This is a genomic window from Aromatoleum evansii (assembly GCF_045689615.1).
Classification (GTDB): Bacteria; Pseudomonadota; Gammaproteobacteria; order Burkholderiales; family Rhodocyclaceae; genus Aromatoleum; species Aromatoleum evansii.
In genome coordinates, this window is record NZ_CP141259.1 from 2,613,355 (window position 1) to 2,630,383 (window position 17,029).

Below are 17,029 nucleotides of genomic sequence, written 5' to 3' on the forward strand. Positions count from 1 at the left end.
CCTGGGCAACCGCATTCCGGCGGCGCTGAGCGCCGTGCGGCAGCTGTCCGCACTACTTCAGCCGCTCAATCGACGCAGGCTGGCCGGCAGCTTCGGGCCGAAAACCGGAAACCGGAAACCCGGGGAAGTCCCCTGCCCTACTTCGGCGACATTACCCCCCGAACATCGCAGCACTCGCAATGTTGCGTACAGGTTCGCGCTCTTTGCTCCCTTTTTCCTCATTTGCCCTCCAGCACGACCACAAAGACCGGTGGCAAAGATTGAGCACCCTGCTACGTCCGCCCCTGCGCTGTTGAATGGCAGGATCGACGATTATGCGAACTCACTGTAACGACCCGAAGCCGAAATTCGCCGCTGTCAGAAGCAGATGCTAGACGTTTGAGCGCCGATCATGGCCTGTCGAGGACGGCGGCCAGCAGAGAATTGTTCGGCAATAACCTTAGGCAGCATCTTGATCAACTTGAATAATTCCAAACCGAAGTCCGCCAGGCTCTGCGCACGTTGCATACCACCCAATCCCCGGAAGCGGCATCCTCGGCTCAATAATATGGCCTCCACCTGAATCGCCCCGGGTTCCGTGGAGGCCGGTTGGTTTAAGTCAGGCCGCGATGGCGGTCTGACGGGCGAGTTGCCTGTAGTAGTTTGCCTCAGCTTCTGCGGGCGGGATATACCCGATGGGTTCGAGCAGCCGGTGGTGGTTAAACCAGGACACCCATTCCAGCGTTGCCAGCTCCACGGATTCCTTGGTTTTCCAGGGTGCTCGCCGGTGGATCATCTCTGCCTTGTACAAACCATTGATCGTCTCTGCCAGAGCATTGTCATAGCTGTCGCCCTTGCTGCCGACGGACGGCTCTATACCTGCTTCGGCCAGGCGCTCGCTGTAGCGGATCGAGACGTACTGCGAGCCTCTGTCGGAGTGGTGGATCAGGGCTTCTTCGGGACTTGGCTGGCGGGCGTACAGCGCCTGCTCCAGGGCATCGAGCACGAAGTCCGTGTGCATGGAACTGCTCACACGCCAGCCCACGATGCGTCGGGCAAAGACATCGATGACGAAGGCCACATACAGCCAGCCTTGCCAGGTCGAGACATAAGTGAAGTCCGAGACCCACAACTGGTTGGGGCGGTCGGCCTTGAACTGCCGATTGACCCGATCCAGCGGACACGCCGCCTTGCTGTCGCTGATCGTGGTGCGCACGACCTTGCCTCGTACGACACCACGCAGCCCATGACGGCGCATAAGTCGCTCGACCGTGCAGCGGGCTACCGCGACACCTTCCCGGTTCAGTTGCCGCCAGACCTTGTCGGCACCATAAACCTGCAGGTTGGCTTGCCAGACGCGCTCGATCTCGGGCATCAACATCTCGTCGCGCTGCACTCTCTGACTGCGTCGTTCAGGATTGCGCAGCAGCGCGACATGGCGCCGGTAGCCGGATGGGGCGATCTGCAATTGCCTGCAGATCGGCTCGACCCCGAAGGCATCGCGATGCGCGTCGACGAAGGCTCTCAGGACTTGAATCGGCGGTCGAGCTCCGCCTGGGCGAAAAACGCGCTGGCAAGCTTCAGAATCTCATTGGCTTTGCGCAACTCACGGACCTCGCGCTCCAGTTCCTTGACGCGTTTCTGATCGGCCGTGGTAGGTCCCTCGCGCTGTCCGCTATCCCGTTCGTGCTGACGCACCCAGGTCAGCAACGTCTGCGGCGTGCAACTAATCTTGGCGGCGATGGATTCAACGGCTGCCCACTGCGACGGATGATCGCCGCGACACTCGGCAACCATGCGCACCGCACGCTCACGGACTTCGGGGGAGAACTTCACGGACTTCTTCATGGCTCTATCTTCTCAAGAGTTAGAGCCTCCATCAAACCCGGGGCGATTCAAATTGTGCCACGGCGCCCTATGACTTTGAATCGCCCCGGGTTCTCGTGGTAGCCAAAGCTTCACTATGCAAATCTATCCATAGCGACCCGAAGCGGGAGTTGAACTTTTCCGAAAGGAGACGTTAGCTTGGCGGCAACGCGCCCTTTTCCTTCAACGCATCTTTGGCTATCTGGATGCGCAGCGGGAGATCCTTGGCATCGCGGGTGGCAAGGTTCAGAGCGAAAATCCAGATGTCGTCCGGTGTTTCCACAAACCCAACATACCAACCCACAGGAGAAGCGTTGCGGGTCGCCCAACCCGTTTTTGCATAAAGACGATACCGCTCAGTTACATCAGTGAGCATGATCTTTTTCAACGTGTCATAACTGCTCGCCTCGAACGGCAATTTACGTTCGACGATCTGCCGGAGAAATGCGACCTGCTGTTCCGCGCTGATCGTCAAAGAGCCATCCAGCCAGAACTCTGTTTCATTGAACGGCTGACGCAACTGACCATAGTCCGATTTTTGGATATAGGACGGATACTTCATTGCCCCCACTCGCCGAGCGAGTTGCTGGTAGCACCAAACACAACTCGCCTTGAAAGCACTTTCCAGCGTCTGATCATTGTTCCAGTTGGAAATCTCGTATCGGGTTCCATCCCATTGAAAGATGGCGTCTGCCCCAGAAATGACTCCCTCCTCAAGCGCAATCAAGGTGTTGAGCACCTTGAACGTCGAAGCGGCCGCGAAGGGTTGTTTTGAGCGAGGATCGTTATGGACGAAACGCTGTCCCGTGCTGACAGATTCGATCACGATGGTTCCGTCGATACCCGCACTGCGAAACAGATGTTCGATTGCCGAATCTTCGGCACGCACAAAGAAGGAGAGACAGAGGCTACAGGTCAGAAGAATGAGTTTTGCCATTGCGGCAGCAGGGGGTGTGCAACTGAGGAAGCGAAATTGTACTGGGTTCAAATGTAACTGCCATTGGTCGCTTCTGGCCGGATGCTGCTATTGAGAATCACTTGCCGATAGCTGTCGTTCATCGAGTCTCGGAGCATTCGCAACCAACGTTCGTGCCCGGAGACAGAAAGATTGCACCCCTCCCCCTACTTCGTTCCCCGTTCCAATCTGTTGAATCGACGCGTTCCACTGAACGACAAGACGTACGCGCCGTACTAGTGTGGACTGGGTAGAAAGGAGTAACAACTGGATATTTTGAGGAAACGCTTACGACTTTGAGATCCTGTCGACGAGCGCTTCACCCTCGTTGACATTATCGCTGCGACGAATCCGCGCTAGACAACTCAGTAGGATCAAACGAGCGACGATGGACCTTGCTGTCGCGCTGGTAGCTTCGCCGTCCTAAAGAAGCACGATAGTGCCGCAACGTGTCCACCGGTTCACTCAGCCCTTGGCAAGCGGTTTTCCAGCGCCAGTCCGTTGCTGGCGCACATTTGGCGGCGCCGCCCTGAATAAAGAGGGAAGGTGTCACGCAAGAGCGAGAGAAGGAGTGCGTAGGAACCCCAAAGCGTTTGTTGCGACACCCTCGGACAGAATCGGTGCCCGCTCACATCCCCTGATAGATCGGCCCTTCGCCACCCTGCGGCACGACCCAGTTGATGTTCTGCGTCGGGTCCTTGATGTCGCAGGTCTTGCAGTGCACGCAGTTCTGCGCATTGATCTGCAGGCGCGGGTTCTGCCCCGACTCGTCGCGCACGATCTCGTACACGCCGGCCGGGCAGTAGCGCTGCTCGGGGGCGTCGTACTTCGCGAGGTTCACCGCGATCGGCACCGACGCATCCTTCAACTGCAGGTGGCAGGGCTGATCTTCCTCGTGGTTGGTGTTCGACAGGAACACCGAGGAGAGGCGGTCGAAGGTCAGCACGCCGTCGGGCTTCGGGTAGTCGATCTTCGCGCACTCGGTCGCGGGCTTGAGCTTGTCGTGGTCGGAGCTGTTGTGCAGCGTCCACGGCGCCTTGCCGCCGAACACCTTCTGGTCGAAGCCGAAGAGCAGCGAGCCCATCCACAGGCCCTTCTTCATGTAGGGCTTGAAGTTGCGCGTCTTGTGCAGCTCGTCGTACAGCCAGCTCGACTTGAAGGCCTCAGGGAAGGCGCCGAGTTCGTCACGGCTGCGTTCGGCCGTCACGGCCTCGAAAGCGGCTTCGGCGGCGAGCGCACCGCTCTTGATCGCGGCGTGGCTGCCCTTGATGCGCGCGGCGTTGAGGAAACCCGCGTCGTCGCCGATCAGCGCGCCACCCGGGAACACCAGCTTCGGCTGGCTCTGCAGGCCACCCGCGGCGATTGCGCGCGCGCCGTAGGCCAGGCGCTTGCCGCCTTCGAGATACTTGCGGATCTCGGGGTGTGTCTTGTAGCGCTGGAACTCCTCGAACGGCGAGAGGTGCGGGTTGGTGTAGTTGAGACCCACGACGTAGCCGATCGCGACGAGCTTGTCCTCGAGGTGATAGACGAAGCCGCCGCCGTAGGTGTCCGAGGGCAGGGGCCAGCCGGTCGTGTGTACAACCACGCCCGGCTCATGACGCTCGGCGGGGACTTCCCACAGCTCCTTCAGGCCGATGCCGTAGGTCTGCGGATCGACGCCATTCCGAAGGTTGAACTTCGCCTCGAGCTGCTTGCCCAGATGCCCGCGGCAGCCTTCGGCAAACAGCGTGTATTTCGCGTGCAGTTCCATGCCCGGCTGGTAGGCGGGGCCCTGTTCGCCTTCGCGCGTCACGCCCATGTCGCCGGTCGCGACACCCTTCACGGCGCCACTCTCGTCATACAGGATCTCGGCGCCGGCGAAGCCCGGATAGACCTCGACGCCCAGGGCTTCGGCCTGCTCGCCGAGCCACTTGGCGACGTTTCCCAGGCGCACAATGTAGTTGCCGTGGTTCAGAAAACAGTCCGGCAGCAGGCCGGTGGGCACCTTGCGCCCGCCGGTTTCGTTGAGGAAGATCACGCGATCTTCGGTGACGGCGGTGGTCACCGGCGCCCCCAGTTCCTTCCAGTCCGGGATCAGCTCGTTCAGCGCGCGGGGATCCATCACGGCGCCGGAGAGGATGTGGGCGCCGATCTCGGCCGCCTTCTCGATCAGGCACACGGAGATGTCGGCGCCTTTCTCGGCTGCCAGTTGCTTCAGCCGGATCGCCGCGGCCAGCCCCGCGGGGCCGCCACCGACGATCAGGACGTCGAATTCCATCGATTCGCGTTGCATTGTCGTTTCCCATTCTTCCATTCATTGGGTCGTTGCGGCGACACGCCGTATTCGCCAGCCGGGCCAAAGCGCGGACAGAAAAACCAGTCCGACCACTATGAAACAATCATCGAAAGCCCGCGTCGCCGCGTCGAGCGCCGATGCGGCAGTATCGACGGAGGCTGCCAGCTCGCCCTGGTGCGATGCCATGCGCCACTGGAGCACCAGAGACAACAGGCTCGTACCGAACGCCCCGCCGAGTTGACGAACGAAGTTCAGTGCGCCGGCGCCCTGTGCGATCTGCCCGAGCGGCAAGCCCTGCACCGCCCCTGCATTGAGGGCGGGAATCATCATCGCGAGCCCAAGACGGCCGAGGGCGATCCATACTGCAAGCAACCAGAAGTCCGTGCGCGCCGAAGCGCCGGCGAACAGCAAGAACGACAGTGCGAAACAGGCAAGTCCGGCACAGACGATATAGTGCGGCGAATGCCGGTTGGTAAGCCGGCCTGCTAGCGGAATGCACAGGGCTAGCAGCAGCCCGCCTGGCAACAGCAGGATCCCCGCCTTCATCACCGAAAAACCCGAAATCGTCTGCACAAATAACGGCACGAGGAAGGTCGAGCCGTACAACCCCACGCCGTAAGCAAAGCCGACCGCCGCAGCCGCAGCGAAGACCGGGTCACGGAATACACGCGGATCAAACATCGGGTGGCTGCGGCGGAGCTCCCAAGCCACAAAGGCGGCGCCGCATGCCAAGGTACCGGTGACTACGAGCGCGAAGCCCAACTGCGACAAGTCCTGTCGCTGCGCCTGCGCGAGTCCGCCCAAGACAAACAGGAGGAAGGCACACAGCAGCAATAAGCCCATGCTGTCGAAGGTGGGCCGCCGCGCCGCGCCCCCCTCGAAACAAGCGAGCCGCGACGGCGCGAGCACAAGCCCTGCGAGACACAGTGGCAGTGTGACGAAAAACACCGCGCGCCAGCCGAACAGCTGCCCAAGCAGTCCCCCAAGTGCCGGACCGATCGCCGGTGATAGCACGACACCGAGACCGTACGCGGCCATCGCACTGCCGCGCTCTTCAGGCGGATAGACCTCGAACAATGCGATCATCGCGAGCGGCTGGATCACGCCCGCGATCGCCCCCTGCACAATACGAGACAGGATCAACTCATCGATCGAGGTCGCGAATCCGCCGGCCAGCGATACCGCTACGAATATGAACAAGGCAACCGTGTAGGTCCGGCGCACTCCGTAAGCCCGCACCCACCAAGCTGTCGTCAGCATCGTCGCGGCCATCGCTGCGAGAAAACCAGTCGCAAGCCACTGCACGCGTCCCTGTCCGACCCCAAAGTCGCGCATTACGTCGTGCAGCACGACATTGACGATGGTCGTTGCGAGCACCACCGCGGTCGTGCCCAGCATGACCGTCAGTGCGACGCCCCGCCGCACGGCTCCGTCCGGCGTGCGAGTCAACCGACCGCCTGCGAGAGCTCCGGGACAACCTCGAACAGGTCGCCAACCAGGCCGTAATCGGCGACCTGGAAGATCGGCGCTTCCGGATCCTTGTTGATCGCGACGATCACCTTGGAGTCCTTCATGCCGGCCAGGTGCTGGATCGCACCCGAGATGCCCACCGCGATGTAGAGCTGCGGCGCGACGATCTTGCCGGTCTGGCCGACCTGGTAGTCGTTCGGCACATAGCCCGCGTCGACCGCGGCACGCGAGGCGCCCAGCGCCGCGCCCAGCGCGTCGGCGAGCGGCTCGAGCAGCTTGTGGTAGTTCTCGCCGCTGCCGAGGCCGCGGCCGCCCGAAACGATGATCTTCGCCGCGCCGAGTTCCGGGCGCTCGCTCTTCGTGAGGTCGCGGCCCTTGACGCTGGTCAGGCCCAGATCGGCCGCGGCGCCAAGCGCTTCCACTGCCGCCGCGCCGCCCTCATTTGCCACCATCGCGGCCGCCTCGAAGGCGGTGGTGCGCACGGTCATCACCTTCACGGCGTCGTCCGACTTCACGGTGGCCATCGCGTTGCCGGCGTAGATCGGGCGCACGAAGGTGTCGGCCGACTCCACGGCGACGATGTCGGAGATCTGTGCGACGTCGAGCAGCGCGGCGACGCGCGGCGCGACGTTCTTGCCGTTGGCGGTGCTGGGGGCGAGGATGTGGGTGTAGCCGGCGGCCTCATTTGCCACCACTGCCACGACGAGGGCGGCCACGTTCTCGGCGGTCTGCGAGTCGTAGTGGGCAGCATCGGCGACGCGCACCTTCGCGACACCCGCGACCTTCGCCGCCTCCGCGGCGGCGGCGGCGCAGTTGGCACCGGCGACCAGCACATGCACCTCGCTGCCGAGCTGGGCCGCGGCCGAGACGGTGTTGAGGGTCGCGGCCTTCAGGCTCGCGTTGTCGTGTTCTGCAATAACCAGGATCGCCATGTTCAGATCACCTTCGCTTCGTTCTTGAGCTTGTCGACGAGTTGCGCGACGTCCGCGACGCGCACGCCGGCGCTGCGCTTCGGCGGCTCGGCCACTTTCAGCGTCGCCAGGCGCGGGGCGACATCGACGCCGAGGTCGGCCGGCTTCACCGTGTCGAGCGGCTTCTTCTTCGCCTTCATGATGTTCGGCAGCGTCGCGTAGCGCGGCTCGTTCAGGCGCAGGTCGGTGGTGACGACCGCCGGCAGCTTGATCTCGACGGTTTCCAAACCGCCGTCGATCTCGCGCATGACCGTGGCGACGCCCTCGCCCAGCTGAACCTTGGACGCGAAGGTGGCCTGCGGCCAGCCCATCAGCGCCGCCAGCATCTGGCCGGTCTGGTTCGAGTCGTCGTCGATCGCCTGCTTGCCGCAGATCACCACCGTCGGCTGCTCCTTGTCGCACAGCGCCTTCAGCAGCTTCGCCACGGCGAGCGGCTGCAGGTCGGCGTCAGATTCAACCAGGATGCCGCGGTCGGCACCGATCGCCATCGCGGCACGGATCGTCTCCTGACAGGCCGCGACACCGCAGCTCACCGCGACGACCTCGGTCGCCACGCCCGCTTCCTTCAGGCGCACCGCCTCTTCCACTGCGATCTCGTCGAAGGGGTTCATCGACATCTTCACATTCGCGATATCGACGCCGGTGCCGTCAGCCTTCACTCGCACCTTGACGTTGTAATCGACTACGCGTTTGACGGGTACCAGGATCTTCATGCATTCACCTCATCTGTTGGTTCTTCGGGTGACGCGCCATCCGCCTCCTCGCTGCCGCGCCGGTAGCGGTTGACCGTCTCGCCGTGTGCGATCGCGTGGCCCGCGGCGTCGGTCACCTCGGTAGTCGCGAAAAAAATGCTGCGGCCGCCGACACGCACCCGGCCGCGTGCCCGCAGCGTGCCGGTCGCAACCTGGCCGGTGAAGCTCGTGTTCAGCGACAGTGTCACGGCCTTGCGCACGCGCTCCGGCGAGCCCGAATACAGGCCGGCGAGCGTGCAGGCGACGTCGATCAGCGTCGCGAGCACGCCGCCATGCACGGAACCCGCACGATTCAGGTGTTGGGGGCCGAGCGCCAACTCGACTTCGACGCGGCCCGGCGCCCACTCGACGACCCGGCACCCGAGCGCGCGCGCGAAACCCTCACCGATCGCGCTGTCATTGATCGCGGCGGCCGCTTCGGCCTCAGCGCGCGAAGTACAGCTCATGCAGCGCCTCCAGGCTCACCTCGGCGGCAGGCTGCGAGAGCACGACCTTTCCGCTCTGCATCAGGTAGACCTGGTCCGCGACACCAACCGCCTTGTGCGTGTTCTGCTCGACGAGCACGATCGTGCGGCCCTCCTCCTTCAGCCGCGCGAGGATCTCGAAGAGTTCGTTGACGACGACCGGCGCGAGGCCGAGCGATGGTTCGTCGATGATCAGCAGCTTCGGATCCGACATCAGCCCGCGCGCCATCGCCAGCATCTGCGCTTCGCCGCCCGAGAGCGTGCCGGCGAGCTGCGTGCGCCGTTCGTGCAGGCGCGGGAACATCGCATAGGCCTTGTCGCAGTTGGCCTGCGAGGCGGCCCGGTGCGCCTTGGGGAAGGCGCCGAGCATCAGGTTCTCCTCGATCGTCATGTCCTTGAAGATCATGCGGCCTTCGGGAATCATCGCCACCCCGCGTTCGAGCATGTGCCAGGTCGAGCTGCCATCGAGCGGCTGGCCGTTCAGCCGGATGCTGCCCTGGCTGAGCGGGACGAGGCCCATGATCGCGCGCAGCAGCGTGGTCTTGCCGGCGCCGTTGGGGCCGATGATGGTCGTCAGTTGCCCAGTCGGCACCGAGATGGAGAGGTCCCACAGAATGTTGATCGCGCCGTAGCCGGCGCGGACGTTGGCAATCTCAAGCATCGCTCGCCCCCGTGTAGCTCTTCATTACTTCCGGATCGCGGAAGACCTCGTCGGGCGTGCCGTCGGCGATCAGTTCGCCGAAGTTGAGCACCGCGACGCGATGGCACAGATTGCTGATGGTCTCGATGTCATGCTCGATGATCAGGATGCCGACGGCAAACTTCTCATGCAGTTCCTTGAGCATGCCCATGAAGCGGCGCTTGCCGTTGGTTTCGAGACCCGCCAGCACCTCGTCGAGCATCAGCAGCTTCGGGTTCGTCGCGAGCGCCTTCGCGACCTCGAGCGCCTTCAGCTCGGTCAGCGCCAGCTCGGTCGCCGCGTGGCGCTCGGCCTTGTCAGTGAGGTTGGTGAAGTCGAGTACCTCGTCGATCTTGCGCGCATCGACCGCACCGGTACCGAAGCGCTGCGCGACGATCAGGTTCTCGCGCACCGTCAGCTCGTGCATCGGCTGCGGGACCTGGAAGGTGCGGCCGATGCCCATGCGTGCGCGCCGGTGCAGCGGGGTGCGCAGCATGTCCACCGAGTCGAACAGGATGCGCCCGCTCGACGGCTTGACCAGCCCCGACACCGCATTGAACAGCGTCGTCTTGCCGGCGCCGTTGGGCCCGACCAGGCCGACCACTTCATGCGAGCCGACCGACAGGGAGACGGTATTGACCGCCGTCAGGCCGCCGAAGCGGACCGAGAGATCTTCAAGCCGCAGCATGTTTCCTCCGTGAGTCCTTGCGCAGCAGCGGCATCAGGCCGCCCGGACTGAAAATGATCATCGCCACCAGCAGCGCACCGAGCACGAGCTGGTGCCCCGACGGGATCAGGCTCTTGAAGATCAGTTGGTCGACCAGATAGACCGTCACCGCGCCGACAAGCGGCCCGAGGATCGTGCGATAGCCGCCGAAGATCGCCGCGACGATCGGCAGCGTCACCCACAGCCCGCTGAACGCGTAGTCGGGCTCGAGGAAGTTGATGTAATGCACGTTGAACGCACCGACTACGCCCGTCATGAAGGCCGACACGAAGAGCATCAGCGCCTTGAGCAGGGTGCTGTTGACGCCGACGACGCGCGTCGCGTCCTCGCTGTCGTGCATCGCGCGCAGCGCGATGCCGTAGTGGCTCGCACGGATCGCCCGGTACGCGGCGACGAACGCCAGCAGCACGGTCAGGATGATCAGGTAGCTGCCGGTCTTGCCGCTGAGGTCGAAGCCCATCAGTTCGGGAAAGCGCGGCACGCTCGCGAGGCCCGCCGAACCGCCGGTCACCGAACTCCACTCGGTCGCGATGATCTTGAAGATGTGCGCATAGGCGAGAATCGCGAGCGCGAAGTACGGCCCCTTCAGACGCAGCACCGGCAGCATCACGAGCGACGCGACAACCGCGCCGACGCCGCCGAGCAGCATCGCCGCGAATATCGGCATGCCGGCCTTCATCGTCAGCAGCGCCGAGACATACGCGCCGACACCGAAGAACGCCGAATGGCCGAAACTCACCATGCCACCGAGGTTGCCCAGCAGCGCCCACGCGAGCGCGATGCCGCCGATGATCATCGCCGCGACGATCAGGCTCATGACGTAGTTGTTACTGCCGAGCAGCAGTGGCACGGCGACGTACGCGGCGGCGATCACCGCGAGTCCGGTTTTCGAAACGTACATGCTCATCCCCTCCTCGCCTTGGCGCCGAAAAGACCGTTCGGCATCAGGAACAGCACCAGCAGGAACAGCGCCATGCCGACCAGCTCCTGCAGCGCGGAACTCGCGAGCGTCACGGTCAGCGCCTCGGCGATGCCCAGCAGCAGTCCGCCGACCATCACGCCCGGGATCGAGCCGATACCGGCCAGCACGGTGATGATGAAGGCCTTGACGGTGAGCGCGTGACCGAACGCGGGCTGGATCACGCCGTAGCTGAAGATTGCGACCCCGGCGAAGGAGGCGAGGATGCCGGCAACGACGAAGGAGACGATCTCGGTCGTGCGCGGATTGATGCCCATGAGCTTGGCCGCATCGCGGTTGCTCGACACCGCGCGCACCGCGCGCCCGTACCAGCTGCGCGACAGCCACCACCACAGCCCGGCCATCAGCACCGAGGCGACGACGAAGAACAGCAGTTCACTGCGCATGCTGTAGAACGGCCCGACGACCACCGCATCCTGAAACCACGCGGAAGAGGTCGAACGCACGTCCGCCGACCAGATCAGCAGCACCGCGTTCGTCAGGATGATGCCGATGCCATAGGTGAGGATCAGCGAATTGAGCTCGCGGTCTTTGCGGATCAGGCTCACGAGGAAATACACCAGCACCGCGCAGGTGCACACCAGCACCAGCGCCAGCGGGATGGCGAACAGGGGGCTGAGGCCGAGCTTCGACTCGACCATGTAGGCCATGTAGGCGGCGAGCAGCACGAGTTCGCCGTGGGCGAGGTTGATCACCTTCATGGTCCCGAAGACCAGCGCCAGACCGAGGGCGATCAGGGCGTAAGAGCCGCCCTGAAGCACCCCGGAGTAGAGCGCCTGCAGGATGAGTTCCGACATGTAGGAATTGCTCCGAGTGATGCGACGGGCGCAGGCCACGGGGGGCGCCGCTGCGTCCGTCGCCTGCGGCAGGAAACGCGCGTGCTTACCAGGGAACGCCGGGGAAATTCATCTTCCCCGTCGCCGCGTCGCTGGGCCAGACGATCGCGATCTTGCCGTTCTGGTGCTGCCCCATGCGATGCACGAAGTTGATGTTGTCGCCCTTGTCGTTGAAGCGCACGCGCCCGATCAGCGTCTCGCGGTCGGTCTTCGCGAGCTCCTCGGCGACGCCGCCCTTCTTCAGCGTGCCCTTGTCGGCGGCGCGCGCGATCGCCTCGAACAGGATCATCGACTGCACGTAGCCGAACTGGCCGAGGTAGTCGGGTTCCTTGTTGTAGAGCTTCTTGTAGGCGTCGGCGAAAAGCTTGCCGTCAGCGCTCTTGAACTCCGCCGGGAAGGGCAGCAGCGCCGTGCCATACACCGAGGGCATCAGGTCGGGGAAGTCCGCGACCATCTTGGGCGTCGCCAGCGACCACACGCCGATCATCGCCTTGACGTCGGGCTTGAGCACCTTGGCGGCGCGCAGGATGCCGACGTAGTCGTTCTCATAGCCGGCCATCAGGATCACTTCGGACTTGTCCTGCAGCCGGATCTTGTTGATGATCGGCTTGAAGTCGGTGATCGCCGGGTCGAACGCATGCATGCCGACGGTCATGCCCGTTGCCGTGAGTTCCTTCTGCACGTCCTTCGCGAGGTCAGCGGTCGCCTCCTTGGTCGAGTAGATGACTGACGCCGACTTGACCTTCATGTCGGCCAGCAGGCCTACCATCGCCTTGCGGTAACCGGCGGTGTTGTTGATGCGGAAGAAGGTCTTGATTCCGCGCTCGGTCAGGCTGTCGTCGACGCCACCCGAGGTGATGTAGGGCAGGCCAAGCTTGTTCGCGGCGTCGGAGGCCGGGCCGATGTTGTTCGACCCGTAGCCGCCGGTGATCGCGACGACGCCCTGCCCGGCAAGCTTCTCGACTGCGGCGATGGCCTTGGCGGGGGCCGATTCGTCGTCGGCGGTGATGACCTTGATGGTGTGCTTGCCGTTGGTCTTGTTGAACACCTCGACCGCGACCGAGATGCCCTCGTTCATGCCCGAACCCACGCGCGCCAGCGAGCCGGTCAGCGGGATCTCCGCGCCGACGAGGAGCTCCTCGGCGGACGCGACGCCCGCGGTCAGCGACAAGGCCAACGCGGCCAGCTTGAGTTTGCTCCGAATGATGCAGTTCCAGTCCATTTTCGTCCTCCTCCATTCATTGATCGGGGTCCGCACCGGGCCCCCGTCTTCCCGCGAAAACCGCTGCACCTCAGCGCGGTCTTCCATCCTTGACAGTCTTGTCCTGTGCCCTTGCGCGATACATGTCCTGCGCTTGCTGCTTGAGCTGCCCCTTCAGGATCTTTCCGGTCGCCGCCGCCGGCATCGCCTGCATCACGACGATTTCGGACGGGCACTTGTAGGGCGACAGTTGCCCGGCGAGGTAACCCTGCAGATCCTCGATGCTCACACTGCGCGTCGGGTCCAACTCGACGAAGGCGACGACCTCCTCGTTGCCCTCTCCGACCTCGCGCCCGACCACCGCCGACTGCGTGACCGCCGGATGCGAGTTCAGCGCGGCCTCGACCTCGACCGGGTAGACGTTGAAGCCGGAGCGGATGATCAGCTCCTTGGTGCGGCCGACGACGAACAGCGCCCCGCCGGCATCGCGCCGGACCACGTCGCCGGTATTGAGCCAGCCGCCGGGCCGCATCGTGTCGGCGGTAAGCTCGGGCTCGTGGTAGTAGCCCTTCATCACGTTCGGCCCGCGCACCCAGAGCTCGCCGGGCTCGCCGCCGGGGACGTCGGCACCGTCCTTATCGACGACGCGGATCTCGATGCCGGGGATTACTTGCCCGACCGAGGTGTCACGGCGGGGGGCGTCGATACGGGTCTGGCTGATCGTCGGCGAGCTTTCGGTCATGCCGTAACCGTTGTGCAGCGTCTGCCCGAAGAACTGCTCGACTTCATCCTTCAGCGTCGGATCGAGCGGCGAGCCGCCGGCGTAAATGAAGCGCAGCCGCGTTTTTTCGGGCGTCCACTTGCCGCGCGCGAATTCGAGCAGGCGCGCATACATCGCCGGCACGCCCTGCAGCACGGTGATGCCGTCGTCCTGGAGCGCATCGATCAGCGCCTGCGGCGAGTAGCGCGGCACGACATGCAGCGCGGCGCCGGCGTAGAGCGTGCCGAGCATCACCGACGCGAGACCATACACGTGCGAGATCGGCAGCACGCCATACACGCAGTCCTGCGGCCGGAGCTGGCGCAGCCGGCTCGACACCGCGGCGATGAACAGCAGGTTGCGATGCGTCAGCATTACACCCTTCGGATGGCCGGTCGTGCCGGTCGTGTAGATCAGCGCCGCCACCTGGCTGGCGCCGTCCGGCTCGACCGGCTCGGGCGTGCAGCTTTCGTTGAGCGCGCCGATCGCGATTTCACCGAAGCGTGCCAACGTCGTCCGCGCCGCCTCGTGGCGCGCCGCGTGCGCGGCGGCGTCCGGCGACACGGCGACGGTGTAGATGACTCGGCGCGCGCCGCTGTGCTCGCGGATCACGTCGATCTCGCGCGGCGACAGACGGGCGTTGACGTTCACCACCCAGGCGTCGCACTGCGCGAGCGCGAAGATCAGCGCGATCTGCGCGGTGCAGTTTTCGCCGACGATCATCACGCGGTCTCCCGGGCGCACGTCGAGCCGGCGCAACAGCGCGGCGCCTTCGTCGACCGTCGCGGCGAGTTCATGCCAAGTCCACGTGACTCCGCCTTCCGACACGGCCACCGCATCCGGCGTGGCCGCCGCCCAGCGGCGTGGGATCTCGTTCAGACGCTGCGGCAATTCGGCCAACAGCGCGTCGTCCTGCGCACCCATCACGCGGCCGCCCTGATCATGTTGCGCGCGATCACGAGCTGCTGGATCTGGCTCGTGCCCTCGTAGATGCGGAACAGGCGCACGTCACGGTAGAAACGCTCGGCCGCGTACTCCGCGATGTAGCCCGCGCCGCCGTGGATCTGCACGCTGCGGTCGGCGACGCGCCCGCACATCTCGGACGCAAAAAGCTTGCAGCACGAGGCCTCGGTCGACACATCCTCGCCCGCGTCGCGACGGCGCGCGGCGTCGAGCACCATCGAGCGCGCGGCGTAGATTTCGGCCTTGCTGTCGGCGAGCATCGCCTGGATCAGCTGGAACTCGGCGATCGGCTTGCCGAACTGCACGCGCTCCATGGCATAGCGCAGCGCGTCGTCGAGCATGCGCTCGGCCGCGCCGACACACACCGCGGCGATGTGCAACCGCCCCTTGTCGAGCACCTTCATCGCGGTCTTGAAGCCGACACCTTCGAGGCCGCCGATGACATTCGCGGCCGGCACCCGGCAGTTCTCGAAGATCACGTCGCAGGTGTGCGCGCCCTTCTGCCCCATCTTCTTGTCGATCTTGCCGAGCGACAGCCCCGGCGTGCCGGCCTCGACGATGAAGGCGGAGATCGCGTCGGCACCTTTCTTCTGAGGGTCGGTGCGCGCCATCACGGTGAAGATGCTCGCCTCCGGCGCATTCGTGATGAAGCGTTTGGTGCCGTTCAGCACATAGAAGTCGCCGTCGCGCACGGCCGTGGTTTTCAGCGAGGCTGCGTCCGAACCCGAGCCCGGCTCGGTCAGCGCAAAGGATCCGATGATCTCGCCCGCGGCGAGCCGGGGCAGATAGCGCTGCTTCTGCTCCTCGGTGCCGTCGATGACGATGCCCTGGGAGCCGATGCCGTTATTGGTGCCGATCAGCGAGCGGAAGGCCGGCGACGTCTTCGCGATCTCGAAGGCGACGCGCACCTCCTCTTCCATCGTCAGGTTCAGGCCGCCGTACTGCTCGGGAATCGAGAGCCCGAACAGGCCCAGCTCGCGCATCTCGGCGACGATGTCCGCGGGGATCTCGTCGGTTTCGGCGACGAGCGCCTCGTTCGGCACGAGACGCTCGCGCACGAAGCGCGAAACGCCGTCCAGCAACAGGTTCAGGGTTTCGGGATCTCGAATCATGTCTTCCTCAATCGGAGTGGGGGGTTGTTCACACCCGGCCCATGTCTGTTTCCACCTTGCGCACAAGCTGAACCAGACGGGGGCCGAGATCGTTCTCGAGCTTTTCGCGCGGCAGCAGGAAACCGGGGCCGCCGCAGTTGAAGGCCATCGACTTTTCGCGCTCGATGCCGAGCAGCGGCACGCCGACGGAGTGGATGTCCTGGTGCCACTCGCCGACCGACATGCAGAACCCGCGCTCTGCGTAGTCGCGCTGCGCCTGCTCGATGCCGAGCTTGATGCGCGGCCAGTTCTCTTCGTCGGCGAGGCGGATGTGGTCCATCAGGTAATCGAATTCGCGCTCGGGCAGACTGCACAGCAGCGCCTTGCCCATCGCGGTCGTCGCGATCGGGATGCGCGAACCCACGGTGAGTTGCAGCGTCACACGCGCGCTGCTGCGGCAGCTTTCGACGTACACCATGCTCAGGCGGTCGCGCACGCCAAGCGAAACCGAGGCACGCGAGTACTCCGCGAGCTCCTGCATCGCCGGCCGCGCGATGTCGCGCACGTCCAGGTTCGCGAGCATCGAATAGCCCAGCGCCAGCACGCCCGAGGCCAGGCGGTACTGCCCCTGGCTCTCCGAGTACGCGAGATAGCCCAGCTTCGTCAGCGTGTGCGTCAGCCGCGACACCGTCGGCTTCGGAATCCCGGTGCGCGCCGCCAGCTCGGCGTTGGCGAGGTAGGCCTCGCCCGGCCGGAAGCAGCGCAGGATTTCCAGCCCCCGCGCCAGCGCATTGACGAACTGACGATCCTTGCTTTCCTCGTCATCGCCGAACACCCGGATTTCACTGTCCATAACCATTTCCTCATGCCTCCACTTCATCGGTTCTTCATCGGTCGCCGGTGAAGGCGACGCCATCGTTGCACACGTGAAAGCCGTGCGTCAACATTTTTGCGAAACACGCGTTCGCACAGCGAAATTCAGCTACCCATCGTCTTATTTCCTCAAAATTCCTTCAAGCCCCTATTCCTAAACGACTTTATGGCCACCGATCCACACACCC

Annotated in this window: 15 protein-coding genes and 1 other annotated feature; all 15 genes read right to left on the reverse strand. The window is 64.2% G+C overall.

From position 1 onward, the window contains the following. Nucleotides 1–598: 598 nt before the first annotated feature. The 15 genes from U5817_RS12255 to U5817_RS12325 all read right to left on the reverse strand — a co-directional run bounded on the left by U5817_RS12255 (nucleotide 599) and on the right by U5817_RS12325 (nucleotide 16,821). Nucleotides 599–1,827 (reverse strand): IS3 family transposase gene (locus tag U5817_RS12255; RefSeq protein WP_407280852.1). Its coding sequence is split into 2 segments (ribosomal slippage): nucleotides 599–1,539 and nucleotides 1,539–1,827, totalling 1,230 coding nucleotides; the frame shifts between segments, so codons are not numbered across the junction. Next, nucleotides 1,433–1,549, reverse strand: a sequence feature (AL1L pseudoknot). It overlaps the preceding gene by 117 nt. Before the next feature lie 172 nt (nucleotides 1,828–1,999). Further along, nucleotides 2,000–2,782 (reverse strand): class D beta-lactamase, encoded by a 783-nt coding sequence (gene blaOXA, locus U5817_RS12260; RefSeq protein ID WP_191659540.1) that lies wholly within the window; start codon nucleotides 2,780–2,782, stop codon nucleotides 2,000–2,002. A 646-nt stretch (nucleotides 2,783–3,428) separates the two neighbouring features. Continuing rightward, the gene (locus U5817_RS12265; RefSeq protein WP_026296193.1) at nucleotides 3,429–5,072 is read right to left on the reverse strand and encodes an electron transfer flavoprotein-ubiquinone oxidoreductase; all 1,644 of its coding nucleotides are present in this window, start codon (nucleotides 5,070–5,072) and stop codon (nucleotides 3,429–3,431) included. Between the two features lie 21 nt (nucleotides 5,073–5,093). Beyond that, nucleotides 5,094–6,473: a DHA2 family efflux MFS transporter permease subunit gene (locus tag U5817_RS12270; protein ID WP_191659539.1), complete on the reverse strand. Its 1,380-nt coding sequence runs from the start codon at nucleotides 6,471–6,473 to the stop codon at nucleotides 5,094–5,096. 47 nt (nucleotides 6,474–6,520) lie between these two features. Further along, nucleotides 6,521–7,477, reverse strand: a complete 957-nt coding sequence (locus U5817_RS12275; RefSeq protein ID WP_018991782.1) for an electron transfer flavoprotein subunit alpha/FixB family protein — start codon at nucleotides 7,475–7,477, stop codon at nucleotides 6,521–6,523. 2 nt (nucleotides 7,478–7,479) lie between these two features. After that, the gene (locus U5817_RS12280) at nucleotides 7,480–8,229 is read right to left on the reverse strand and encodes an electron transfer flavoprotein subunit beta/FixA family protein (protein ID WP_018991781.1); all 750 of its coding nucleotides are present in this window, start codon (nucleotides 8,227–8,229) and stop codon (nucleotides 7,480–7,482) included. Then, the gene (locus U5817_RS12285) at nucleotides 8,226–8,714 is read right to left on the reverse strand and encodes a PaaI family thioesterase (protein ID WP_018991780.1); all 489 of its coding nucleotides are present in this window, start codon (nucleotides 8,712–8,714) and stop codon (nucleotides 8,226–8,228) included. Before U5817_RS12285 ends, U5817_RS12280 begins: the two co-directional genes overlap by 4 nt. After that, nucleotides 8,692–9,393, reverse strand: a complete 702-nt coding sequence (locus U5817_RS12290) for an ABC transporter ATP-binding protein (RefSeq protein WP_018991779.1) — start codon at nucleotides 9,391–9,393, stop codon at nucleotides 8,692–8,694. The genes U5817_RS12285 and U5817_RS12290 overlap by 23 nt, the downstream gene beginning before the upstream one ends. Next, nucleotides 9,386–10,099: an ABC transporter ATP-binding protein gene (locus U5817_RS12295; RefSeq protein ID WP_191659538.1), complete on the reverse strand. Its 714-nt coding sequence runs from the start codon at nucleotides 10,097–10,099 to the stop codon at nucleotides 9,386–9,388. Before U5817_RS12295 ends, U5817_RS12290 begins: the two co-directional genes overlap by 8 nt. Continuing rightward, nucleotides 10,086–11,039 (reverse strand): branched-chain amino acid ABC transporter permease, encoded by a 954-nt coding sequence (locus tag U5817_RS12300; protein WP_224792857.1) that lies wholly within the window; start codon nucleotides 11,037–11,039, stop codon nucleotides 10,086–10,088. The genes U5817_RS12295 and U5817_RS12300 overlap by 14 nt, the downstream gene beginning before the upstream one ends. Nucleotides 11,040–11,041: 2 nt before the next feature. Next, nucleotides 11,042–11,914, reverse strand: a complete 873-nt coding sequence (locus tag U5817_RS12305) for a branched-chain amino acid ABC transporter permease (protein WP_018991776.1) — start codon at nucleotides 11,912–11,914, stop codon at nucleotides 11,042–11,044. Nucleotides 11,915–11,999: 85 nt separating this feature from the next. Next, nucleotides 12,000–13,175, reverse strand: a complete 1,176-nt coding sequence (locus U5817_RS12310; RefSeq protein WP_191659536.1) for an ABC transporter substrate-binding protein — start codon at nucleotides 13,173–13,175, stop codon at nucleotides 12,000–12,002. 70 nt (nucleotides 13,176–13,245) lie between these two features. Then, on the reverse strand, nucleotides 13,246–14,838 hold the full coding sequence (locus tag U5817_RS12315; RefSeq protein WP_018991774.1) for a class I adenylate-forming enzyme family protein: 1,593 nt from the start codon (nucleotides 14,836–14,838) through the stop codon (nucleotides 13,246–13,248). Continuing rightward, nucleotides 14,838–15,989, reverse strand: a complete 1,152-nt coding sequence (locus U5817_RS12320; RefSeq protein WP_018991773.1) for an acyl-CoA dehydrogenase family protein — start codon at nucleotides 15,987–15,989, stop codon at nucleotides 14,838–14,840. Before U5817_RS12320 ends, U5817_RS12315 begins: the two co-directional genes overlap by 1 nt. A 28-nt stretch (nucleotides 15,990–16,017) precedes the next feature. Beyond that, nucleotides 16,018–16,821: an IclR family transcriptional regulator gene (locus U5817_RS12325; RefSeq protein ID WP_018991772.1), complete on the reverse strand. Its 804-nt coding sequence runs from the start codon at nucleotides 16,819–16,821 to the stop codon at nucleotides 16,018–16,020. Nucleotides 16,822–17,029 lie beyond the last annotated feature (208 nt).